The 26031-nt window shown below is 31.8% G+C and carries 18 protein-coding genes; 13 read left to right on the top strand and 5 right to left on the bottom strand.

All coding sequences use genetic code 11. The annotated features are described in order from the left end of the window. Positions 1-355: 355 nt before the first annotated feature. On the bottom strand, positions 356-2509 hold the full coding sequence (locus tag CO726_RS28360; protein WP_099686493.1) for a Kelch repeat-containing protein: 2154 nt from the start codon (positions 2507-2509) through the stop codon (positions 356-358). 113 nt (positions 2510-2622) lie between these two features. Next, positions 2623-2913: a hypothetical protein gene (locus CO726_RS28365; RefSeq protein ID WP_136699894.1), complete on the bottom strand. Its 291-nt coding sequence runs from the start codon at positions 2911-2913 to the stop codon at positions 2623-2625. Between the two features lie 705 nt (positions 2914-3618). Between CO726_RS28365 and CO726_RS28370 the strand changes: the two genes are divergently transcribed. The 11 genes from CO726_RS28370 to CO726_RS28420 all read left to right on the top strand — a co-directional run bounded on the left by CO726_RS28370 (position 3619) and on the right by CO726_RS28420 (position 21309). Beyond that, positions 3619-4119, top strand: coding sequence for a hypothetical protein (locus CO726_RS28370; RefSeq protein ID WP_099686495.1), 501 nt, complete (start codon positions 3619-3621; stop codon positions 4117-4119). 958 nt (positions 4120-5077) lie between these two features. Then, positions 5078-6796, top strand: a complete 1719-nt coding sequence (locus CO726_RS28375; RefSeq protein ID WP_099686496.1) for a dsDNA nuclease domain-containing protein — start codon at positions 5078-5080, stop codon at positions 6794-6796. A gap of 10 nt (positions 6797-6806) precedes the next feature. Then, positions 6807-7418 (top strand): ABC-three component system middle component 1, encoded by a 612-nt coding sequence (locus CO726_RS28380; RefSeq protein WP_099686497.1) that lies wholly within the window; start codon positions 6807-6809, stop codon positions 7416-7418. Continuing rightward, positions 7405-10353 carry an AAA family ATPase gene (locus CO726_RS28385; protein ID WP_099686498.1) on the top strand — a complete coding sequence of 983 codons (2949 nt, stop codon included), beginning with the start codon at positions 7405-7407 and terminating at the stop codon, positions 10351-10353. Before CO726_RS28380 ends, CO726_RS28385 begins: the two co-directional genes overlap by 14 nt. A gap of 294 nt (positions 10354-10647) precedes the next feature. Further along, complete coding sequence (locus tag CO726_RS28390; protein ID WP_099686499.1) at positions 10648-11181, top strand: hypothetical protein; 534 nt, start codon at positions 10648-10650, stop codon at positions 11179-11181. Between the two features lie 21 nt (positions 11182-11202). Continuing rightward, positions 11203-12792, top strand: a complete 1590-nt coding sequence (locus CO726_RS28395; protein ID WP_099686500.1) for a DNA primase family protein — start codon at positions 11203-11205, stop codon at positions 12790-12792. 990 nt (positions 12793-13782) lie between these two features. Further along, complete coding sequence (locus tag CO726_RS28400; RefSeq protein WP_099686501.1) at positions 13783-13992, top strand: helix-turn-helix domain-containing protein; 210 nt, start codon at positions 13783-13785, stop codon at positions 13990-13992. Positions 13993-14063: 71 nt separating this feature from the next. Further along, a complete protein-coding gene (locus CO726_RS28405; protein ID WP_099686502.1) occupies positions 14064-15224 on the top strand; it encodes a site-specific integrase in 1161 nt (386 codons plus the stop codon). A gap of 171 nt (positions 15225-15395) precedes the next feature. Next, complete coding sequence (locus tag CO726_RS28410; protein ID WP_099686503.1) at positions 15396-16967, top strand: type I restriction-modification system subunit M; 1572 nt, start codon at positions 15396-15398, stop codon at positions 16965-16967. After that, a complete protein-coding gene (locus CO726_RS28415; RefSeq protein WP_099686504.1) occupies positions 16951-18156 on the top strand; it encodes a restriction endonuclease subunit S in 1206 nt (401 codons plus the stop codon). The genes CO726_RS28410 and CO726_RS28415 overlap by 17 nt, the downstream gene beginning before the upstream one ends. 3 nt (positions 18157-18159) lie before the next feature. After that, the gene (locus CO726_RS28420) at positions 18160-21309 is read left to right on the top strand and encodes a type I restriction endonuclease subunit R (protein ID WP_099686505.1); all 3150 of its coding nucleotides are present in this window, start codon (positions 18160-18162) and stop codon (positions 21307-21309) included. A gap of 411 nt (positions 21310-21720) precedes the next feature. Here CO726_RS28420 and CO726_RS28425 read toward each other — a convergent pair whose 3' ends face one another. Then, a complete protein-coding gene (locus tag CO726_RS28425) occupies positions 21721-22080 on the bottom strand; it encodes a helix-turn-helix domain-containing protein (RefSeq protein ID WP_099686506.1) in 360 nt (119 codons plus the stop codon). A 152-nt stretch (positions 22081-22232) separates the two neighbouring features. Here CO726_RS28425 and CO726_RS28430 point away from each other — a divergent pair, with 152 nt between their 5' ends. Together CO726_RS28430 and CO726_RS28435 are read left to right on the top strand one after the other, a co-directional pair. Further along, positions 22233-22430 carry a helix-turn-helix transcriptional regulator gene (locus CO726_RS28430; RefSeq protein ID WP_099686507.1) on the top strand — a complete coding sequence of 66 codons (198 nt, stop codon included), beginning with the start codon at positions 22233-22235 and terminating at the stop codon, positions 22428-22430. Positions 22431-22534: 104 nt separating this feature from the next. Beyond that, positions 22535-22945 (top strand): hypothetical protein, encoded by a 411-nt coding sequence (locus tag CO726_RS28435; RefSeq protein WP_099686508.1) that lies wholly within the window; start codon positions 22535-22537, stop codon positions 22943-22945. Positions 22946-23433: 488 nt separating this feature from the next. Here CO726_RS28435 and CO726_RS28445 read toward each other — a convergent pair whose 3' ends face one another. Then, the gene (locus CO726_RS28445; protein ID WP_099686509.1) at positions 23434-23730 is read right to left on the bottom strand and encodes a hypothetical protein; all 297 of its coding nucleotides are present in this window, start codon (positions 23728-23730) and stop codon (positions 23434-23436) included. Positions 23731-25197: 1467 nt separating this feature from the next. Continuing rightward, the gene (locus CO726_RS28450; RefSeq protein WP_099686510.1) at positions 25198-25611 is read right to left on the bottom strand and encodes a hypothetical protein; all 414 of its coding nucleotides are present in this window, start codon (positions 25609-25611) and stop codon (positions 25198-25200) included. Positions 25612-26031 lie beyond the last annotated feature (420 nt).

Below are 26031 nucleotides of genomic sequence, written 5' to 3' on the forward strand. Positions count from 1 at the left end.
TGCTTAAATTCCGCTGTAAAGGTTCTTCTTTCTCTTTTATTTTTCGTCATAGTAGATTCTCCTCAAATAGATTAGTTGTAGTCTACTTGACCTTAATTTTTTTGTCTAGTTCAGTGTAGCCTATCCATATTGTGGTTTATAAATGTACGGAGAAGAAAAAACAAAAACGCTATCCTTTACTATAATTCTACTGAAAGGATAGCGTTTGTTTATGTTTTAAATAAATTTACTAATTAAATACAAATGATTTTCCAAAATCAACTTCAAGTGTGGCTTCATAAACTTTATTATTTGTTGCCCATCTTTTAATTGAATCTTTATCAAATATCTTATTCAGTATATAGATATGCTTTCCTTAGTTAGTAGAACTTTCCGATATAGCTTCTCCATCACTAACGAATTTCCAAGTTGGAGAAAATGTTTCTGAGTAAACTTCGATACTATTAACAGGCTCTCCAGATTGAGAAGCACCTCCACCAATTACATAAATTTTATTGTTTAGTGTAACGGAATTATTTCCCCATCTTTTTGTATTCAAATCTGCTATTTGCGACCATGTACCCGTAGATGGATTATATGTTTCGACAGTTTTTACTAATCCGCCTCCCACACCTGATCCACCTATAGCGTATATCTTCCCATTTAACACAGATACGCTTGCAGCATTGCGTGCAGTCGTCATACCTGCTTTATTAGTCCAGGTATTTGTATTCGGATCAAACTCTTGTAGATAGTTGTATCTATTTGAATGGTAACCTCCACCTACAGCGTAAATTTTATCATTCAGCACAGTTACTCCAACCCCATGCAATGCATAAGGCATATCCTTTTTCATAGACCATGTATGAGTCGCCGGATCAAACTCTTGAACTGTACTTAGTGGGTGCATTTGAGAATCTAAACCACCGACTACATAAATTTTATTGTTAAACGTTACTGCCGATCCTCCCGAGAGAGCAACAGGCATAGATGTTGCAGTTGACCAAGAATCTGTCTCGGGATCGTACACTTCTACTGTATTAAAGAAGTTGCCCCATCCTGCATATGTAAATACATTTCCGTAGTAACCACCAATAGCATATATTTTATGATTCACTACAGCTACACTTAAATCAGTTCGTGCTGTTGGCATATTTGCTTTATTAGACCATTTATTTGTTTTAGGATCATATTCTTGCACGGTGTTAGATATGGTTGAACCGACATTGCCACCAATAACGTAAAATTTCCCATTTACCTCAGCTACCCCAGCACCGGCTCTTCCCTGGAAAAGCGTCAAGCTAATTTCATTTGAGTTTTCACTTTCGCCAGCTGTATTTTGAGCCGAGACAGTATAGAAGTAAGTTGAACCATTCTCTACATCTAAATCTGTATAAGAAGTCCCTGTAACATTTGTTGCAATAGTTATGTATGGTCCGCCTTTATTAGTAGAACGTTTTATATTATAGGTTGTCTCACTATTAACAGCTTTCCAGTTCAGGGTATTTTTTCTGTCACCAGATATCCCTGAAAGATTGGTTGGAACATTCGGGAGAGCAGAGTAAACTTCTATACTGTTAACAGGCTCTCCAGATTGAGAAGCACCTCCACCAATTACATAAATTTTATTGTTTAGTGTAACGGAATTATTTCCCCATCTTTCCGTATTCAAATCTGCTATTTGCGACCATGTACCCGTAGATGGATTATATGTTTCAACAGTTTTTACTAATCTGCCTCCCACACCTGATCCACCTATAACGTATATCTTCCCATTTAACACAGATACGCTTGCAGCATTGCGTGCAGTCGTCATACCTGCTTTATTAGTCCAGGTATTTGTATTCGGATCAAACTCTTGTAGATAGTTGTATCTATTTGAATGGTAACCTCCACCTACAGCGTAAATTTTATCATTCAGCACAGTTACTCCAACCCCATGCAATGCATAAGGCATATCCTTTTTCATAGACCATGTATGAGTCGCCGGATCAAACTCTTGAACTGTACTTAGTGGGTGCATTTGAGAATCTAAACCACCGACTACATAAATTTTATTGTTAAACGTTACTGCCGATCCTCCCGAGAGAGCAACAGGCATAGATGTTGCAGTTGACCAAGAATCTGTCTCGGGATCGTACACTTCTACTGTATTAAAGAAGTTGCCCCATCCTGCATATGTAAATACATTTCCGTAGTAACCACCAATAGCATATATTTTATGATTCACTACAGCTACACTTAAATCAGTTCGTGCTGTTGGCATATTTGCTTTATTGGACCATTTATTTGTTTTAGGATCATATTCTTGCACGGTGTTAGATATGGCTGAACCGACATTACCACCAATAACGTAAAATTTCCCATTTACCTCAGCTACCCCAGCACCGGCTTTTCCTTCGAAAAGCGTATCTTTCACCTTCCAAACATTATTATCTACTTCACTTGCATATGCTGTAGTAGAAAAAACATCAAGTAGTAACCCAAACACAAGCATAATAATTAATAAATATGACAAATGTTTCTTCATCAAATCCCTCCTTTACTTTATATCTTTTTTTCGTTATATAACATTAATAGAATTATGTAGAGACGTCAAGCAAATTACAATTCTAAGGGTCTTGCCGTATCACCATATATCTATTAAAAATGCCCCCCTCCAATACCAAATCCTGTCGAAATAATAATCATCATTTCGACAGGATTTGATTCAAAAAGTGTTGTAACTCTTTGAATCAAGTTGTTTGTACCATTTTTTATAATAGATTGTTCAATATTAACAATATTAAAGTTATTTATGATAGGATCTACCAAAGCATAATTAGAAGCGAAAAAAAGTGCCCAAAATACAAGGAGAAAAAGCAGGATACATTTATCGGTAATCTTTAATGAGGAGAAACCAATAGTAATTGTTATCCCGATAATAATTAACATAGAAAGTGAAATTCTAGTAATGGCTACTAAACATCCTATTTGAAAGAAATCATTTTGATGTAGGATAAATAGACATATTATCAAAAGTGCTCCTAAGAATAGTATAAGCGGATGCAATCCACTTGTAGAGGTTGTACGTATTGGATGAGGTAATTTTATTAGTAGTACAGTAGTATTATATTTATAAGGTGATTCTGTACCACCTGATTCGCTTTTATTAATTTTAAAAAAATGTCGAAAGATAGTTATAAGATACTATATATAAAATTCGATATAAGATTGAGAGTAATGGTCTCGGTCAAATTAAAACCTCCTTGATGATTAAAAGATTTCGTACATAGATGGAATAAAAGGGAAGACACACAATGTATATAAAGAATTTCGGCCTTTTGACCAATTTTAAAGACTTGATATTATGGGAAAGTGAACGGATTACTCTATAAAAGTACTCCGTTAGAATGTAGAATATTTTAAAGGATTACTATTACTAAAAAAAGCGTTACCATTCGCTTCTTTTGCAAAACAAACTCAAATACGAATGAGTTACTTTTAAACCATATAAGACAGGGGATTGTATGCAGTATTTCGTTATAGTACTGCACACTTTTTTTGTAGTACTCCATTAGATTTTACAAAACAAAGGAACACAATATATATTAATTAATAGTGTTATTTGTATGTAATTCTATAAGGAGGGTGGATAATATGAAGAAAAATTTTGTTTTGGGAAATCAATTGGAAGAGAATAAAGAAGAAGAGGATAAAGATAAGGGGAGAGATGTAGCTTTCAAAGAGAATTTTAGAATAAAAGGAATGGAAGTTCAAGAGAATACTCGTATAGGAGAATTTTATAACCCAGATTTAATTCTAAAAGATAGTGATAACACGGTGATATTAGAACATTCTTCGACGGGTGATAGAAAGGTTCATATAGGAGAATTAACACAATTCATTGAATATGTAATTAATAGTGAAGATGATACTAAAAAAAGTTTAATTATATTTTTAGATGGGAAAAGTGATAGTTCTCCTAAAGAGAAGCGAGAACATGAGAGATTAAAATTTTATATGGATGAATTATTTTCATTAAAGGCAGTAATGTTAAAAAATATATTCTTCATTGGAGTAGTAAAGTATGAGGAGAAGAATCTCAATAACCTTTCATTGGATGATTTGGAAAATAAATGCAGTGCGATTTATGGTTAATAATCTACCTACTATATGATATGAAGGAGAGTAGAAGAGTCAATTAATTTAATAGAGACGAATTCCTAATTATATTAATTTTTAAGTGGGAACGTATAAATTATGTAAAGATTCATAGTCAGAGCTATAAAGATAGAAATAAAATATTCTGCCCCAAAATTGCTGTTTCATCCTTTTAGTTGAACTGTTATACATAAGAAAACCCCTTGAATATCAAGGGGTTTCAGTATGATCGCGACTGGCCTCGAACCAGTGACCGCCACCCTGTCAAGATAAGAAACGTATGTTTTACGTTTCGGGAATATCGAACGAAAAGCTAGTTGTATCAAGGGTTTACAGGGTATTCTACATTTTCTTATGCAAATCCTGTAACGCAGAAAAATGAAATTTCTTGACCAGAATGTTGACCAGTTTTTAACTAGTTTCCTATGAGTTTAAAGAAAGGTTTGTTCTAAGATGTTGTGATTATACCTGCTTAATGCTATTAATGTGAAGTTTAAATAAGCCTTAAAGTATAGAGGGTTTATTGGAGTAACATCAGTTAGAGTTGGTATATATATATGGAAAAGGTAAAGGGTTATGAATTCTTAGTTGAATATATTTGGGAAAGTACTTATAGAAAAAGATTATTATAAAGAAGGAACGCTTAGGAAGAGAAAGACTTTAAAGGAGGAATATGATAAAGATATAAACCGAAGAGGTATTGAACATACACGCCTTTATATCAAATTGGATTAATGAGAAATACATAAAAGTATAATTTTATAGAAGTACTGGATTAAAACATAAAAAATAATGAAACAGGCACGCGTATTTGTTAAAAATATGCTACGTGTGAAAGTCAATTAAGTTGTGTCCATATGACTATGCTAACTCCAAGTTTGAATATATAAAATTAGTATATTGAATATATAAAAATGGTTTATAATGTAAGATATGAATCTTATGGAGGTTAATTATGGGTATTGTTGTAGAAGAAAAAATAAAAGGTTCTCTACTGGAAAAGTTAGAGAAATATGCAGATGGATCCTTAGAAGAAGAGGATAAAGATACTATAGAAAAACAAAAAGAGGAAATTGTAAGCATGCTAATGTTAGGTAAGTTTAGGGATCTAGGAGGCCTAACAGCAATGCGGGGGTTTGTTTATCAGTATTATGTAGCTATGTATTATATTGTTTCCATGTTGTATAGTAAACACAATAATTGGTGGGACTCCGTAATATTGGAATATTTCGATGATGTAGCTTTAGTAGGAGAGAATAAAATCCGCTTTATACAGGTGAAAACTGTGAAAGAAAGCTCTAGTAATAGACATCAACCGGGAGATTTTATAAAAAGGAAGATATTAAAGGATCCAAATTCTAATAAAGAAAGATTTAATAGCTGGGTAGAAAAGAATATATTAAACTATGATTATTTTTTAAGTGATAATATCAACTGGGGAAATAATAAAGATTCTTTTGAGGTTCAATTTGAGATAGTTACAAATACGGCCTCATCTAGTCTTCAAGGCCTCGAAATTTATACTCTTAATACAAATTTCAATATTACTGAAAAAATTAGTGATGAAGATAAATTCAAGAAAGGAATTTTGATACCAGTAAAGATTGATAAAGGAATTGAGGTCGCTTTTTCAGATATTGCACTAAAAAGTTTAGATTTTTATTTACAGAAACTCTATGTTAATAAATTTGGTTCTTCTATCGAAATGCGCGATAATATTTTAGAGATGATATCTGAAACTATTGGAATAAAAGATTTAAGGAGAGCTTCCGTAGCTGATTATATATTTGAGAAGTTATTTGCTTATGTAATTAAAAAAGGAAATGATGATAATGAAGAAAGACTAAAGAAAGAAGATTTAATTATACATAGGGATGAAATAAAACAGTTAATTGAGTTATGGACAGTGGAAGCTAAAGAATTGCTTAGTGAATCTTCCTACTATGATACTGCATTTGACTTATTTAATAGAGCAATACTTAGTTTGAAAATGGAATTCAATGAAGACTTTGCGAATACATATTTAAAAGATGAGCTTATTGAAAATTTAAATTGGGTTAGTAATAGTATACTAGAAAAATTAAAAATAAAATCTACATACTGTATTTTGTTTTTAAATAGGTTATTTAATACAAGCAATAGCCTTACGATATGGGATTTGGATCAAGCTGAAAATGAAGTGTTTCTGAAAAATTCTATAAGGCATATTGTTTATTTTCTTATATTTTATTCGCGAAAAACATCCGATTATGAGGAAGCAAGAATGATATTTCATTCAGGAGAATCAGACATCATAGACAGTGTGTTGTTTACGCTTTATCATGCTAGAAATAAATCCAGTCTTATTGAGGCACAGAATAGGGTAGTAACTTCTATTAATGACTGTGAGGTATCAAAAAAAATAACTTTGGATTTATACTGTTTAGTTATAGGGAGTAAAAAAAGTAAAACTCGGGCATCTCGAATAGCGGCAAAATTCAAGACAAATAATGTGGACCAAGTACAACCAAAAATTATTGATATACCAGATAATATATATTTTGTTGATACAGAAGAATTCGAGGGTTATTTTGAGGATTTTAAACAAGAAGGAATTGAACTTTATAGTTTTCAAAATGAAGAGCTATTAGATGAGTGGAATGATTTTGTAAAAGAAATTGGAAAGAAAAAGTGAGGAGAAACCATTGAGAATTGAGGAAGTAATAAGAAAGTTAAAAGAAAAAAATTTCAATGTATATGAATTTGAAATGTTAGCTAACGAATTAGAAGAGGCTAATATACAAAGTTGGTCTGATGGTAAGAGAATATTAATGCTGAAAGAATATAGAACAGAAAGTGCCTTTTTAGAGTGGTTAAAGTGTGATCAACCAATTATTGGTGAGGTGTACACATACTTAGAGTCTATTTATAAAAATAACTTATATTTTTTAATTGCACTAAATTTTAAGGTGGATAGTTTAGGAGTTCGTTTAGAGATAAATAGGGCGGAAAAAAACGATTATGTTTGCAAAAAGCATGTGTTGGTAAACAGTAAGGATTTAGAAAAAATACCGTTTTTAAATGACAAAATTGAAAAAGTTGATAGCTTTAATTTTGATGAAAAATTTAAAACGTCTATGATTAAATTAAATGAAAATAAAGAAATACTTAAAAAAAATAATGGAATGGATAATTTAAATGTAAATATAGAAAAAATTTTGAATTACTATTTTAACGGATATCTTGAGAATAATAAAATTATGGATAACGATGTTTTAAATATTTTAGAGATAGGTGACAAAAATGTTTATAAATAAAATAATTTTGAAAAACTTCAGGATTTTTAGGGGTACTCATGAATTTGACTTTTCAAATAGTAAGGTTATTGTAATTGATGGTCCTAATGGCCATGGGAAAAGTACAATATTTGATGCTATAAACTGGGTATTATCGGGGAAGATAACACGGTATGTAGGTTCGAGTGAATATAAACAATTTAATTATATTGTTAATAATTATGAGTATCAATCTGGAAATTACGATGCCAGTGTAGAGATAGAGTTCAAAAATAACGGAGAGATTATTAAGATTAAACGGCGATTAAAGAATAATAGTGCAGTAAAACTATATATTAATGGGGTTCTATACGGAGTAAAAGAGGGGCAACAAATAATCACGAATCTCATCGCAAATAAAAAACGAGGAGAAATTTTTACAGAACAAGATATTGGGAATAATTTAACAGACTTACCCTCTTTTTTATCTGCCACTACAATATTATCCCAAGAAAATTTAGAGGAGTTTGTAAGAGGCAATAAGCCAATAGAAAGATATTTGAAGTTGGAGAAAATTTTGGGTTTAACTCGTTATGGTAACGACTTTAGAGACTATTTAGTTGAAATTAAAAGGCAGGTTGATGAAAGATATAATCAACTGAAAAATAATGAGGAAAAATTGAAACATGAGAAAGATATTTTGGATGCTGAGTATAACCAAAAAATTCTACATAACACTAGAATGGGAAAAGTCAATAAGGAGGATATATTAAGGGATTTAAATTTATGGTTAAATAATGGAAAGTTAAACTTGAATAGTTTTAATACTGTTTTTAAGACAATCTCGGAAGAAGAGCACAATGTAATAAAAACTTATAAAAAAGAACTTTTAGACTTGATTAATGGCTTAGAAGAAATAAAGCGAACGGTTGAAAAAAATGAACTTAAAAATTCTAGTGTCAAGTTAATAGAAGTATTCAATGATGAGATGGGAAAAAGGATCTCATTATTAAAAAATAAAAGAAATAATAGAAGTATTAGTTTAAATAAAGCTAAAGAGCAACAAAGAGATTTATCTCAAGTTGTTAACAGAAAAAAACAATTAGATTTGCATAGAGATAGAATAAATAATATAAAATTAGAACTAAGAGAAATTAGCACCACTAAAAATAATATACTAAGTAATTTAGGTAATTATTATCCTCAAATAGATTTAAATGATTTAGAAGAATTTGAAGTAACATATAAAGGTAATATTAGTTTATTAGAACAGTGTGAAAAAAGGCTAAATATAATAAATGATGAAGAAAAGTTAAATGAATTTGAGATAAAACGTCACACTGTTAGTAAGTATATTGAAAATAGTATAGTGAAAAGAGACATAGATAAGCAAAAAATTGAAGAATTAGATAATGTAATTAAGGGTTTTGCTAATGAACAAACAGAAAGAACTGAATCATACATCAGTAGAATGGTTAATCAAATACAAGAATATATGTTAGATTCAAACGATAAGTCTTGTATCGTTTGTGGTATGAACTACTTTAATGAGGAAAACTTAAAAAGTGCAATTCGAGATCAATTAAGCATTTCTCATAGTATTTTAAGTGAAATCGAGAAGAAAATTCGAAGGGTTGAATTAGAAAAAAGTAAAATTGTTATTAAAATTGAAGAATGTGATAAAGAAATTGAAAAAAATGAACTGGAATTTAAAGAATTAAGTGGAAAAATTAATAGTTTAAAAGAAAAAATAAATAAGAATATAGTTCTTGTAAATCCTGAAATTGTTAATTTGGAAAAAGGTTTATTAATTGAAAAAATAAACAAGTTGAAATCATTTACAGAACATTACAGGTTAAAATACAATTCTTCTAAGGAACATCAAGTACAACAAAATAAAGAGCAAAGCCTATATAAAGAAAAAAAGTTCTTAGAAGATGAAATAAATACAATAATAGATAGATATATCAAATATAAAGACTACTTCAAGGATTCTTTAAAAATACAGCGTAGACAAGATAGATTGAATGAATATATTTCGGCTGCAGAGTTAAACACTAATGAATTAGAAAAAGCAATAAAATTGCTTGAACTTCAAATTGTAGAAGAAAATCGAAGACATGATCTTTTGATAGCCCTGGCATCTAAATTAAAGGACATGTTGAAAATGGATTTTATAACTGTGGATGGAAAAGTTATTAGTGAGATTGTGGAAGAAAACTTAAAATCATTAGAAATAATTAAGAATAAAGTGGATGAACTGATTGTAGCGATCGCATCGTACTTAAATGAAACTGAATTACTAATTTTAGGACAAAAAATAAGTGAATATAACAGAGAATTGCAAGTTGTAAAGGGAGCGATTCAGAAACATAGTGCAGTATACGAACAATTGGATACTTTTATGGGGAAACATCGGCAAGTCCAGAATAAGTTATTAAACCAGTATTTAGATGAACTTGCAGGGAGAATTAGTAGTTTTTATAGGCAAATCTCACCCCATGCTTATTATAAATTTATTAGACTTTTAGTTAATAAAAATGAGTTATTTATATTACTTTCAGAGGAAGAGATAGATTTTTCCGAAGCGGATGAACAGGTTTTAAAAGATAATGTTAATGCAAGTTTGACTTTTAGCGCTGCCCAATCCACGGTTCTTGCAATGAGTATCTTCTTGGCATTAAACTTATCTCAAAACTGGAGCGATTTGAAAATCTTAGGTATTGATGATCCGTTCCAAAACTTGGATGATATCAATATTTATTCATTCATAGATGTTATCAGCTACCTTGTTGCAGAAGAACAGAAACAAATATTTATTAGTACACACCATCAAGATTTTTCAAAATTAATTGCTTCAAAATTAGATTTAAGAGAATCAGAATTCTCACATATAACCTTTCAATCTTATACAAAAGAAACTATTGATGTAAAATCAGAACAGTATAAACTTTTGGAAGGACCTGTGGGATTGTAGAGATTTAGTGTAGGATGAAATTTGGGTTAATAATGTTTTATCTTCATGATAGAGAATAATCAAACTTCCTTATTTGGTGCAAGACATGTGTTTAATTTACATTTTTAATTAAATTTTATTCTAAATCTACATTGATAAAGGACTCAAATAATTGGGTCCTTTTTTGGATTGTATAAATTGACAGATTTATGTGTGGTTAGTTACTCTTATCGAAGCAGTATATAACAGGGGGAATTGTAATGAATTGGCTTAAGAGGCTTTTTAAGAAACTGCAAATAGTACAAAAATTAACATATGAAGAACTTAAAGAAAATACATGAGTTATTAAATGAATGCCAAACAAAATCAGACAAATACTTTGCTTTAAAAATAAATGAGACAGGCTCTAATTTATTAGGTATTACTCAAGCACAAATAAATCCATTTTCAGCAGTAATTATGAAAAAAGAACAGAAAGGCATCTCAATAATTGGATTCTTTGATAACAAACCCATTAAATACTCTAGTTTGGAGGATTTTGTTTTTACCGATGAGGTTGTGATCGCTGTTGACTGTAGAAAAGATAATAACTACAAGGTGTTTTATCAAATAAATAAAAATGATGAGGATTTTGAAAAAATTACAACGAAACCCCAATTATCAACCGATGATTTAATACTGATTTTTTGGGAAGATATGCAGATGTCCTGTCTTACATTTTGTAGTTTTGATAGTGAAAGAGACGAAAATATAAGGGAGGTTATCACAGCAAATAATGAACCAGTCAAACGACTACTAAGAGGTATTACTCGTGAATTTATCTCTCCGTACTTCAAAATAAATAAATAGATTTTTATAGGGGGAATATAATTGGGTAAGAAATCTAAGTTTAGTAATATTCCACTGTTAGAGCATTCATTGGAGGGTGGGATTTCTGGATATATAAATAATGATAAAAACTATTCCATAGGGGAAAGTATAGATGGTCTTAGAGGAAATTTTATTGCTATTCAGAAAGAAAATAATAAGGATAGTTGTGTCAGAATAGTTAAATATCAAGAAAAAAAACAGGCTGAGGCTGAAGAAAGTGTTAACAAAGGTAAATTGATTAACAAAGAAATTCTAGAAGAATTTTCAGATAAGGATGTACGCGCCCAAGTTCATAAAGGTAAAAATGAAAACATTTCAGATTACAACATTGCTCGGCTATTATCAGATGAGAATAACTTCTTGCTTATGGAAGGTAACCTATACTATGGAGATAAGGAACTTGGTTATTATCAGGGTGTTACACCTCAGCTGGCGGAATTAGTTATTAGAAAAATTACACCACTAAAGTATAAGCCGTCAATAACAAGTAGAAGAATTAGGGAAATTGTAAATTGGCTCCAGTCTTTTGAAGAGTTAACGGTAGAGGAAGAGGTTTTAAACAATAAGAAGACTTTTATAAATTTTATAAACTGTGTAGTGGATGCAAGAGATGGAGTAATATACGAAAAATCGTTAGATTATTGCTTTACCAATTTTGTTAATGCAGAGTATCCAGAGAGTTTTACTCCTAGAGGAAAAAACTTTGAAAAGTTTATGAGGAAAATAACTGGAAATAATCCGTATTTATATGATCGGCTTCAGGAGATATTTGGCTATATACTTTCAGATATTAGGGACTTAAAAATAATTCTCTATTTTGTAGGTCCGAAGGATAGCGGTAAATCAGTAATAATAAATCTCCTTGAGGAATTAGTAGGAAAACAATTTTCTACTAATCTAAGTTTACATGACTTAAATGAGAAATTTAGATTAGGAAAATTATATAAAAAGAAGTTAAATTGTTGTGGCGAAACAGGCGAAATCAATCTTAAAAGAACTGACATTATTAAGGCGGTGTCTGGTAATGACACAATACTTGCTGAGGAAAAAAATATAAGTCCCTTTAGTTTTACCAATGAAGCTGCTCTTTTATTTGCTGGAAATGACTTACCTAAAATAGTAGGTATAGATAAAACAAGAGCTTTTTCAGACAGGTTGATTATAGTTCCATTTAATTTTCCCACAGAAAAAAGTAAACAAGATATAGATCTAGTAAATAAGTTGATTGAAGAAAAGTCATATATAGTAAAGTGGGCTGTAGATGGTCTAAAAAGATTAATTAAAAATAATTATGTTTTTACTAGCTGTGAGGAAGTCGAAGAAATATATAGTGATTACTTACGAGTAAATAACAGTGTACAGACCTTTATTGACGAGCAGTGTATAAAAGATCCAAGAGATAAAGTTCACACTGTTTATTTGGAGGAAGCCTATAGGGAGTATTGCTATGACAAAGGGATTATTCCTGTTGAAGATAAAATGTTTCACAAGAGCCTGAAACAAATTAAGGGGATTAATCATGGAAGATTTCGAATGAACGGTGAAAATCTAAATGGATATATCGGCTTAAAGTTAAGGGGAAGTATCTAATAGGTAGAGTAAATAGAGTGAAATATTTATAATTCTTAGTAAAAACATAAGAATAATATATAAAGAAGCTTAGTATTTAAGGAATATATATTTATATATTATTAATTTAAGAGGGATATAAAGATAAATGGTTTATGCCCTTCTAAGGGGATAATAAGGAAAACTAGTTAGAACATTACAACTCATACGAGATACTGATTGCTTTAATGTGCAAGGTTCTTATGGATATACCATAATTAAAGGTTGGTGAAGAAATTGATTAGAGCAGTTATTTATGCAAGGGCATCAACGGTGAAATAGGATACTCTATTGATGCACAAATGGATACTGTTTAAAAAATTTTGAGTAAGATGTCAAGCAAGTTACATCTTACTATGTTGATCGTGGAGTAGGGGGGAATAAAGAAAAGGTTATTTCTCCAGCAACTCCTGAAAGATGCAGAAGAAAAGCAGTTTGATGAAGTATGGGTATGGAAAACTAATGGATTAGCTAGGAATCGTTTAGATTTTCAAAAGATAGTTTAAGAATTAAACAGTTGTAACCTTAAATTTGAAAGTTGTTTAGAACACTTTGATATAACAACTGCACAGGGACGTTTAATGATGAATGAACTAGCTTTACAAGCCTAGAAAACATAGAGTATTGGTATATGATAATCTATTCTTAGCCTGTCCAGGTAACGAAGATAAGGGAGCCGCTAGACATACTTGTGATGTGGAAAAGGGAGATACTGAGATGGAAATTGATTCTTTAAACCCTGAATACACCAAACACATTCAATATGGTTCAGGTAACAATATCTATTCGAAATATGGAGTTTTTAGTTATTATTGTTCACATTTTCATTTATTTTGTTGTGTAAAATATAAAGCAAAATAAAGAAGAAGGGTACAATATAATAAAAAATAATTAACTATAAACAATAAAGTAATAGTAAATGAAAATCTATATATTATTGTATTTTAACATTAAAGAGGAGGGGGAGGACATATGTTTCAACGTTTTGATGATGTGGTCACTATTGAGGACCTGATGGAAATGTTAGATATAGGCCGAAATAAGGCCTATGAATTACTACAATCTGGACAAATTAAATCCTTCAAGGTCGGAAAATCATACAGGATACCAAAGATATGTATTCAGAATTATGTCCTTGCTAAAGTGCAAATTCAGATAGAAGCATACAAGCAACAGAATTAATATCTTTGCGTTAATAAACAGCGGCCCATAGTCGCTGTTTTTAATTTGTTGTAAAACAGGAGGGGTATGAAATGGCAGGCAGAACAGTAAAGAAAGATCAAAATACAAAGAAATGGTATTTTATTTTAACACATGGAAAAAAAGAAGACGGCAAACCAAGACAATTTAAAAAGAGAGGATTTAAAACAAAGCAAGAAGCGCACAAAGCAATGTTAGAGTTAGAACAATCACTAACATTGGGAACATATATACAGCCAAATAAAATTCTCTATAAAGAGTATTTGTTAGAGCGATTTTTAGAAGATAAAATGACAAAGGTTAAGAAGCAAACTTTAAATACGTATAGATGGATTGTTGAGAAACACATTATTCCAGCAATAGGGGATGTGGAATTAACAAAACTTAGTCCGATGATTATACAAGGGTTATATAACAAGCTAACGAAAGAAAAGGTTTTATCGGATGAAAATATTCAAAAAGTACATACGTTAATCAACGATTCATTGAAAAAAGCTGAAAGATGGGGACTAATAGCTCGTAATCCTGCTGCTCTTGTAGATCGGCCAAAAGCAGTAAAGAAAGAGATAACAGTATGGAATGTAGAAGAGGTAAGGCAGTTCTTGAAGTATGCTAAAAAGAGTGGAAGATACTATATAGCATTTCTACTAGCTTTAACAACAGGAATGAGACAAGGAGAAATATTGGGACTTCGTTGGAAATATGTGGATTTTGAAAATGGGTGTGTGCGTATTACTCAAACGCTTAGTAGTGATGGGAAAGACTTGTTGCCTTATACAAAAACAAAATCAGGTTCACGAACAATTGATTTACCAGAAGAAACGGCTACAGCTTTAAAAAAGCATTGGCTATTTATAAGGGGAGAAAGAGAAAAAAATTGTTCTTATAAGAATTTAGATTTAGTAGTATGTACAGAATTTGGTACACCTACTCATAAAAGTAATATTCGCAGAGTCTTTAAATCTATCATTAAAAAAGCGGATATCCCTAAAATTCGATTTCACGATATGAGGCATACTCATGCGACATTGTTGCTGCTACAGGGGGTAAATCCTAAAATTGTATCGGAGCGGTTGGGACATGCTGATGTTAGGATTACATTGGACACATATAGTCATCTTTTGCCGAGTATGCAGAAAGATACAGCAATTAAATTTGGTGAAATGTTGTTTGGTGAGGATGATAAGTATCGTATAGAAATCAATTTAGATTAAATTTATATAGCGCTAGTGTTATATTAAAACAAAAGCTGTTTTAATATAACGCTAGCCTCTTGTTTTTAATAACTGTCCATTTAACTGTAATTTTTTTGGTATAATATATACAATATTAACTTTTTTAGATTGAAAATTACGATATACGCAGGTTATAGAGGAGAGAATAAAATGGCTAAAAAGAAACAAACAAAACAAATTAGTATTGAAGAAACCCTTTGGGATTCTGCTAATAAGCTACGTGGATCGGTTGAAGCATCAGAATACAAACACGTCGTATTGGGACTTATATTTTTAAAATTCGCCAGTGATAAATTTGAAGAACGCAAAGAAACGCTGATCTCCGAGGGTAAAGAAAAGTACTTAGATATGGTAGAATTCTACACCATGAAAAATGTGTTTTACTTGCCTGAAATTTCTCGTTGGAGTTTTTTAGTAGAGAATGCCAAGCAAGAAGATATTGCCCTAAAAATTGATACTGCGCTTTTTACTGTAGAAAAAAATAATCCCTCTCTCAAAGGTGCTTTACCTGATAATTATTATTCTCGATTGGGGCTTGATGTAAGTAAACTAGCCTCCTTAATTGATACAATCAATAATATTGACACCCTAAAAGACAAACAGCAGGACCTTGTTGGGCGTGTTTATGAATATTTTCTTAGCAAGTTTGCATTGGCAGAAGGAAAAGGCAAGGGAGAATTCTATACCCCAAAAAGCATCGTAAATCTTATTACAGAAATGATTGAGCCGTACAAAGGTAAAATCTATGATCCTGCTTGTGGATCGGGTGGTATGTTTGTTCAGTCTATAAAGTTTATTGAAGCACACCATGGGAATACAAAAGACATTTCTATTTACGGACAGGAATACACTACCACTACTTACAAACTGGCTAAGATGAATCTTGCTATAAGAGGTATTTCTGCCAACCTTGGTGATACGGCTGAGAATACTTTTTTTAAAGACCAGCACAAGGATTTAAAAGCGGATTTTATAATGGCAAATCCTCCATTTAATCAAAAGCAATGGAGAGCAGATAATGAATTGACAGATGATCCTCGTTGGGCAGGTTATGATGTGCCGCCTACAGGAAATGCGAATTATGCTTGGATTTTAAATATTGTTTCAAAGTTGTCTGAGAATGGTGTGGCTGGATTTTTATTAGCGAATGGTGCATTAAGCGGCGGCGGTGATGAATATAAAATACGCAGAAAGTTAATTGAAAATAACTTAGTAGAAGCCATATTGGTATTGCCACAAAATATGTTTTATACAACTAATATAAGTGTTACTCTTTGGATACTCAACAAAAATAAAAAAGCCCGTACTATAGAGCAAAATGGAAGGATAAAAAAATATCGAAACCGTATAAACGAAATTCTGTTTATGGATTTAAGAGAAATGGGTATTCCATTTGAAAAAAAGTTTATTCAGTTTTCAGAAGATGACATTACAAAAATTTGCAGTACCTATCACAACTGGCAACAAAGTGATTATGAAGAAAACTACCAAAATATTGAAGAGTTTTGTTACAGTGCAACGCTTGAAGAAGTTGCTAAAAAAGACTTTTCATTAGTACCAAGTAAATACATTGAGTTTATAAATCGTGATGAAAATATTGATTTTGATGAAAAAATGAGTGCACTACAAGCTGAATTTATCGACTTGCTAAAAGCCGAAGAAAATTCTAAAAAAGATTTACTAACTGTTTTTAAGGAGCTAGGTTATGAAATTAAATTATAAGAGGATTGGTGATTGCATACGATTAGTTGATGAACGGAATATTGATGGCAGTGTGAAGCAGTTGTTAGGGCTTAGTATTTCGAAGGAATTTATTCCATCTGTTGCAAATATTGTTGGAACAAATATGAAGAACTATAAAGTTATTAGAAAAAATCAGTTTGCATGTAGTACAATGCAGGTAAGACGGGATAAGAAGATGCCTATTGCTCTATATACAGATAATGATGAAGCTATTATTTCGGCGGCATATCCTGTTTTTGAAGTTGTAGACATGGAGTATATCTTGCCCGAATATTTAATGATGTGGTTTCGTAGAACAGAATTTGATAGGGAAGCATGTTTTCATGCCATTGGTGGTGTTCGAGGAAGCATTGAATGGGAAGATTTTTGTAATATGCAACTGCCTGTCCCATCTATTGCTAAGCAAAAGGAAATTTTAAAAGAGTACAATGTGTTGGTAGATAGAATAAATCTGAATAACCGACTCATTCAAAAATTAGAAGAAACTGCACAGGCTATTCACAAGCAATGGTTTGTTGATTTTGATTTCCCTGATGAAAACGGCAACCCTTATAAAACAAATGGCGGTGAGATGAAGATTGAGGAAGAAACTGGAATGGAAATTCCGAAAGGGTGGAGCAATAAAGTTATAGGTGGTTATGTGAGTTTAAGTCAAGGACTAGTGTTAAATGGAAAAACTAATCATTTGATAAAAGATAAAGGAATTCCGTTATTAAGGATTAAAGATTTAATTAATAATACACAGGAAATTTTTATTGACATATCAGTCCCTGAAAAAAATCTTGTAAAAGAAGATGAGATAATAATTACACGAACTGGGCAAGTTGGTTTAGTTTTTAGAAATAAAAAAGGAGTTATTCATAATAATTGTTTTAAGATAACTCCGAATCCTTCGTTACTTAATAAAGATTACTTGTTCTGGTTCTTGAAAAAAGAAAGTACTCGTTGTGCGATGATTGAACTTGCATCGGGTTCTGCACAACTTGATTTAACTCATAGTTCTTTTTCGAAGTTACTTATAACGATTCCAGCGATTAATATTCAAAGTTTATTTTCTAAAGTGGTTACTCCTATAGAACATCATAAAGAACTAGTCTTTAATCAAAATAGAAGATTAACTGAGTTGAAACGTATTTTATTATCTAAACTCACAAAGGTGGAGGATTAGCCAATGAAATTTACAGAACCATCCTTAGAGCAAGCTATTATAGAGTTATTTGAAGCTGAACAGTATCAGCATCAAAATGGTGCACACATTCATAGAGAAATGACTGATGTGCTTCTCCGTAACGATATGAGAGTATTTTTACGTGCTAGATATTCTAATGTCGGGATTACAGAGAATGAAATAGAAAGTATCATACGGCAGATGGAGGCTTTGCCCTCCTCTGCCTTGTATGATAGTAACAAAACAATTATTAAAATGATTTCAGATGGCTTTGTTTTTAAACGAGAAGACCGTAGCAAGAAAGACTTATTTATTCAATTGATCGATTTTGAAATTTTAGAGAACAATCTATTCAAAATAGTCAACCAGCTAGAAATACAGGAATATGAAAAACGTATTCCTGATGGTATCGTGTATGTGAACGGTTTGCCTTTGGTTGTACTAGAATTTAAGAGTGCTATTAAAGAAAATACTACAATTAAAGATGCCTTTACACAGCTGACTGTTCGCTATCGCAGAGATATTCCTGAACTTTTTAAATATAATGCTTTTTGTGTCATTAGTGATGGCGTAAATAACAAAGTGGGTTCTCTATTTGCTCCTTATAATTTCTTTTATTCGTGGCGTAAAATAGAGGGTAACGAAACTTTAGAAAAAGATGGAATTGACTCACTCTTTACAATGGTAAAAGGTTTGTTTAACCAAAACCGTTTACTTGATGTAGTTCGCCACTTTGTATATTTTCCAGATACAAGTGCTAAAGAAGAAAAGATTGTTCCCCGTTATCCGCAATACTACGCTGCCAACAAATTGTTGGGAAGTATTAAACAGAATATGAAACCAGATGGAACTGGTAAAGGTGGTACTTATTTTGGAGCCACAGGTTGCGGTAAGAGCTTTACGATGCTTTATCTGACAAGGCTTTTAATGCGAAGTGTACACTTACAAAGCCCAACTATTGTTCTAATAACAGACAGAACAGATTTAGATGCCCAACTTTCGGCGCAATTTACAAATGCTAAAGGTTTTATTGGTGATGATCAAATAATAAGTGTAGAAAGCCGTGCGGAATTAAAAACTTATTTGCAAAATAGAAAGAGCGGTGGGGTATTCTTAACTACCATTCACAAGTTTAACGAGGACACCGATCTGCTTACTGAAAGAACGAATGTAATTTGTATTTCAGATGAAGCACATCGCTCTCAAATTAACCTTGATCAAAAAATAAAAATTACAAAAGATGGTGTGGAAAAGAAATACGGATTCGCTAAGCATTTACATAATTCTTTACCAAATGCCACTTATGTAGGCTTTACAGGTACTCCAATTGATGCCACGATGGACGTTTTTGGAGAAATAGTAGATTCTTACACAATGACAGAAGCAGTCTATGATGAGATTACAGTAAGGATTGTGTATGAAGGCAGAGCTGCTAAAGTTAATTTAAATGAAGCAAAATTAAAAGAAATTGAAGAGTATTATAAGAAATGTGAAGCAGACGGCGCAAACGAACACCAGATAGAAGAAAGTAAAAGAGCGGTCACTCAAATGGATGTTATTCTAGGAAATCCTAAGCGCTTGAAATTAGTAGCAAGTGATTTTGTAGAACATTATGAGAAACGAATTGAAGAAGGTGCAACCGTAAAAGGCAAGGTAATGTTTGTAGCTGCCAACCGTCAGATTGCTTACGAATTATACAAACAAATTATTGCCTTACGCCCACACTGGGCAGAGGTTAGAGAGTGTGATGAAGGGGTAAACCTTTCGGAAAAAGAAAAGCAGGAAATAAAGCCTATTGAAAAGATCAAGATGGTAATGACTCGAAACCAGGATGATCCAAAAGAGTTGTATGATTTATTAGGTACAAAAGAATATCGTAAAGAATTGGACAGACAATATAAAAACGAAAAATCAAACTTTAAGATTGCAATAGTTGTTGATATGTGGCTAACTGGTTTTGATGTACCTTTCTTGGATACCATTTATATTGATAAACCTATTCAACAACATTCGTTAATTCAAACTATATCAAGGGTAAATCGTGTGTATCAAGGGAAAGAAAGAGGCTTGGTGATTGATTATTTCGGTATTAAGAGTAATATGAATGTAGCATTGAAGAAATATGGTGCAGTAGGAAACGACAATTTTGATGGTGTTGATAAGGCGGTCATCATTGTAAAAGACCAATTGGACTTGCTGGCAAGAATCTTCCACAAGTTTGATAGTACTGCTTATTTTAAAGGAAGCCCCTTACAACAATTACAATGCTTAAACCAAGCAGCAGAATTTGCACAACAAACCGATGAATTAGAAAAGCGGTTTATGGCGATTGTAAAGAAACTTCGTTCTGCTTATAATTTGTGTTGCTCTAGTGAAGATATAAGTCAAACGGAGAGAGACTATATCCATTTTTATTTTGCTATTAAATCCATCATTCATAAATTAACTGTAGGAGAAGCACCTGATACAGCTCAGATGAATGAAAAAGTAAGACAGATGATACAAGAAGCATTGGTAAGTGAAGGTGTTGAAGAGGTATTTAAGCTGGATAAAAATAATCAAAAGAATAATGAGGACTTATTCAGTGATGAGTACATGGCAAAGATTGATAAGATTAAATTGCCTAATATCAAGATTAAGCTTTTACAAAAGTTATTGGCAAGGGCGATAGATGAGTTCAAGAAGACTAATAGAGTACAAGGAGTAGATTTTTCAAAGAGATTAAAGAAGTTAATCGAACTTTACAATGAAAGAAAAGACTTTCAAGCAATGCAAAGTGATGTACTGGATGATGTTGCAGACAAGTTAGCAGATTTGTTTGCCGAACTTGTAAGCGAGCGAAACTCTTTTAAGGATTTAGGGATTGATTTCGAAGAAAAAGCGTTTTACGATATTTTGAAAGCAATTTCTGAGAAATATGAATTTGAATATGCACACGATAAACTTTTAAAACTCTCGCAGGAAATTAAAAAAATCGTTGATGACAAAGCCAAATACACAGACTGGTCGAATCGTGATGACATTAAGGCAGAGTTAAAAGTAGATATAATTTTGGCGTTGGCCGAAAACGGATACCCTCCTGTTCCTCAAGACGAAATATTTAAAGAAATCTTTGAACAAGCAGAGAATTTTAAAAAGTATAGTGTTAATTAAATTTTAAATATTGACATTATTAATAATGTCAATATTTATTCTCTGGTAGAAGAAGAGAATAGAATATACTTTTTGCTTTTTGGAATGGTATTGGAAAAAATAAAGAGGCAGAAAGTCCTATAATCAAATAAAGGTAATCCATGCTTATATTGGGGGATATCCTGGTCCGAAATTTTAGATAGAAATTAATCTTAGGATTAATGGTAGTGGGACAAAATCTTTAATGATTGACCAAAAGAAACTGTTATTGACCAAATCTTGACCAGTAGACAAAAAATTTACTCTTTAAAAAAGTACATTGATTCGCTACATAAAGAAAACCCCTTGACTATCAAGGGGTTTTTCATATGATCCCGACTGGCCTCGAACCAGCGACCTCCACCCTGTCAAGGTGGAGGTCTTTTTGATATATTAATCTTTCTTCTGTGTTATAAACTCCCAAAACTTCTTTAATTCCTCTCGCTTTTGGGGAGAGGCACTTTTAATAGCTTTAAACCATTTCTCTAATTCTGTATCAGGTACTTCGGCACTATCATTTGCAATGAATCCTATCTCTTCTAATAAGGATTTAGTACTTATATTCATGGCGTTTGATATCTTTTCTATTACTAATAGTGTTGGTTCTACAGGTTTTCCAGTTCTGGAATCTACGCCTTTTTCAAGTTTGTCTATATAAGTATGACTAACATCACATTTTTGAGCAAAATCGCGCAAGGATAGTTTATTTGTTAAACGATAATTTTTAATAATTTCACCAAGAGTTTTCTTCATGTGTAATCCTCCTAGTACAATTGTAAACAATAATTTACAAAAAGAAACTAAAATAGAGAAAAAATATGTAAAACATTGTTGACAATAAAGTAAACTATGGTTTACGATTGTTTTGTAATCAAATGAATACAATAATGAAGGGGATTGGAGAAATGAATAAGGTAGCTGAGTTGAGGAAAGAAAAGCTAATGTCACAAGAAACATTAGCAGAACTTGTAGGTTTATCACGTACTTATATTTCTGAAATAGAGAATAATAAAAAACAACCTAATGTTAAGTTAGCAATAAAAATAGCTGGGATTTTAGAAACAAACGTGGAATCTATTTTTGGGTCTTATTGTAAACTATAGTTTACAATAAGTTGAATGAGAATTTAATTACTATATATATCAGTTACATCACAATCTAGATAATTTAATTCACAGTAAATAATATAGAAAAGGAAGTGTCGAATATGAACATGAAAACATTTGAGATGAGTGAAAAACGCTTAGCAGAACTATTAGGAGCAAAAGTATTGTGGGAATTTATCAGTGCCGTTACAGAAGAAATTGAAAAACAAGAATTAGAGTATACCCTCGGTTTATTAGAGGATCTATTCATACATGTGAAAGAAACCATTCAAATTCAAAATATGAACAAGAGCATAACAAAAGCCCCTGTAAAAACAGAGGCTGGTAGTATAGATAAAGACACATTATTTATGGAAGCATATGTAGAATTAATTAACCATAAGTTTGTTACTTCTGAATTAGCTGTAGAGCTTTCATCTGTTCTAAAAGAATTAAATTGTTTTGTTCAATCATCTTTGCCACTGCTTCAAAATAAGCCTGGTTCTCAAGAACCTCAATCTGCTTCTCTTTAGGGTGTGATTGAAGTATTTTTTTTATTTCTATACACTCGTATATGTTATTCTCTGAGTCTTCGATTAATTTATTGCGACGATTGGTGTATTCAAGTGCACCTAAAGTCGCTAATGCGCGAGGGTCTAATCCTAGAATTTCCATATATTCCTCTCCTTTCCTCTATAAATAATTCGATAGTGGAAGGGAGATTCCTTTAGTAATTTGGTAGAGTCTTTATGCAGTTATACAAATTGTTAATGATTAGTGGACATATTATCTAGCAGGAATGTAGTAGAAATAGATTAAAAAAATCCTTGAAAATAATGAGAAGGAAGGAGAAAATAGTAAATTACACTCATTTTCCCTAAATAATCTTCAGATGAAACCGTTGTTTACTTTTATCAATATAGTTTAGTTGGATTTGATTTTAAACAGACCGCCTATATAAAGCGGTCTGTTTTTTGCTCAACTTTGTAATTGTTATATTGTAACCCATCTTATATTACGTTTAGTTTAAGTATTGAGAATAAAAGAATAGTAATAGAAAAATTAACGTTTTGCCAAATAATCTATTAAATGAACTTAAAGGTATAACAAGTTCTCCTATTGTAAGGGTTTTTAGTTTATTCTTATTTAATCTTTTTATTAACTCTTTAAATGTTTGGAAGTTTATTCTATTAACGAAAGCCCAACTTGACACAACTTTTTTATCTGAACCTATTTTGAAAATGATATGAATACTATGTGCATAAAAACCGCTTATACTTAAAATAAGCATAAATCCTAAAACAATGAACCAAGTCATTTTTCAACATCTCCTTTCAGTATCTAATATTAAGATATTAAAGCTGTTGAGAAAGTGTGCTATTGTCCATAAAAAATATTGAGAAATTGTTGAGGAAACGTTGAGAATGTTGCAATGCTATTGATCGTTGAGGAGTTAATAATGGTTGTCTTATTACATTTATGAAAAAGAGAACAGTTGCGTAGACTGTTCTCTTAAGGAGCGGAAGTGCTAAACATTTTCAATGACAATGATTCAAGCATTCCGTTAATAGTATGTGCTTATATTTGCAGTTCATACAAGAAGGTAGCTATAAAATAGCTACCTTACCTCAGGGAGAATTCAAGAAAATCAGAGACTCATTATGGATACAGATTGGCTGTTACCAATTTATTTGTATTATTAGCAAAGATTATATAAATTATTCATAAGTTAAAATCTCACTTCATTATAGGGTCAGTGGCTTGCAAAGCGCTCTTTTTAAGATGTGCATTAGTACTTGAAAATGGTATCAACGAAAAATTAGAAGGAGATACCTTTATGCAACATATGGAGGTACTATGGAAAGGTGACGATAAAAAATAAAAAAGTCGTTAGAATGAACTAACTGCTCAGCCCTATGGGAATTAGTGACTTGGTCATTTATAGTTTTGATGGAGCTTCGGGCTATTATTTAATAGTAGATGAAAATGATATAATATTAGAAAAAGCCAAAAGGTATACGTAACTTTTGAAGCGTACCAAAAATATTTTTCGTACTTTTTAAAACATAAACTTTAGTAGCTTTGTTACACTTCAAAAAGTGTACCTTTTGTAAAACTCATTCATTAAATAAAAAAGTCCCTTCATGATGTGAACTGTCCATTTTATAGGGTACAGTTCAGAGTGCTTATCCTTACAGATTTTCTGAACGGGAAAGCCCACTACGGTGCGATAGCACCCCCTTTAGGGGGGATGAGAGTGAGGTCAAATGCGATGTACAGATAAAATACCGAAGGTATGTTCTGTGCATCAAGTATTTGAAATGGTATAATTTTCATAATAGACAAGTAAAAGTCTCTAAAACAATCTTGTTCTCTGAAAACAGAATACATGAGGTTGGAGTAACAAATTCTTCTACTCCGTAAAATGTATTGAGTCGTCAAGCACAAGACGCTAAAACACATTTGAGAACTCACAATCTGACTCGTTTGGTAATAGAACGAGTGCCGTATCTGCTATATGCACTGGATACGGAGTGGTGATGGCACACCGCAATCTTGCACGTCAGCGATACTAGAAATTAGACTTCGCCTTTGGTAGCAAGAATCCCACTGACGTTAGTCAGCTTGTGGCTTTAGCCATGGGAGTGTCAAAAAACGATTAGTTCGTATGGCGCAAGAACAGTTATCAGGACAATATAAAATTCACTAAAGTTAAAGGTATATCCCAGTGAAGGGATATACCTTTTTAATTTGTTTTTAAAGAGGATAGTGAAATTTTTTATTGTTAGTTAAATTTAGACACCGCAAATTTGGCTGTGAAATTCATCTTCTTCATGTAAGAAGAATGTACTCCTGCTTGAAATTGAACAGAAATATTACCGTCTTTTTGTGCTTTGAATACGCGACCGTATGGTGAATTAGCGTTGTATGTGCCAATTACTTGATCATCTGCATCAAAGACTGTATAAGAAATTGGGAAACCGGAATTTTGTACAAAGACCGTAAGTTCTTCCCCTTTATTAAGATTAAATGATTCTTTTTGAGAAACTTCATAGGAATTCATAGAGTAATATTTTGTAACTTCTTGAATGTCTAAGTTTGTAGTTGCCGCACTTGCTTTTGGTGCTTCTGCTCCTGGTAAATTCACACCTGATAGTACTGTAATTCCTAATGCACCTGCTAAAATAACTTTTTTCATAATGCTAGTTCCTCCTTTAATATATTGTGAGATTTGAAAAGGAAGTGAAAATACCACTCCTTGAAACCATTATAGTTACAGTGAGAATGTTTTTCAATTAAGTTTGATATGTAATTCTGCATACATAAGATGTTGATATAAGATAATCTATCCGAGGTTTAAAATATTCTTAAAGGAAGGGGGGGACAAATCTTCAAAACTATGCATGGGACGGTAACTGTTTTTTGCATTGTATGTAAATAAACATTTAAATGTTGTACGGGTTTCTTGTTGGTCTATATAATTTTAGTTATTGACACATTGTATTATTAAGTGCGACACCTAAAAAAAACAAAAAGCTCACCTCGCTTCGTGTAAAGTAGAAGTTACCACACCACTTACTTAACACGGAGGACGAGTATGAGCTATTCTCATTTTACC

The sequence above is a fragment of the Bacillus fungorum genome (genome assembly GCF_002746455.1).
Lineage (GTDB): Bacteria > Bacillota > Bacilli > Bacillales > Bacillaceae_G > Bacillus_A > Bacillus_A fungorum.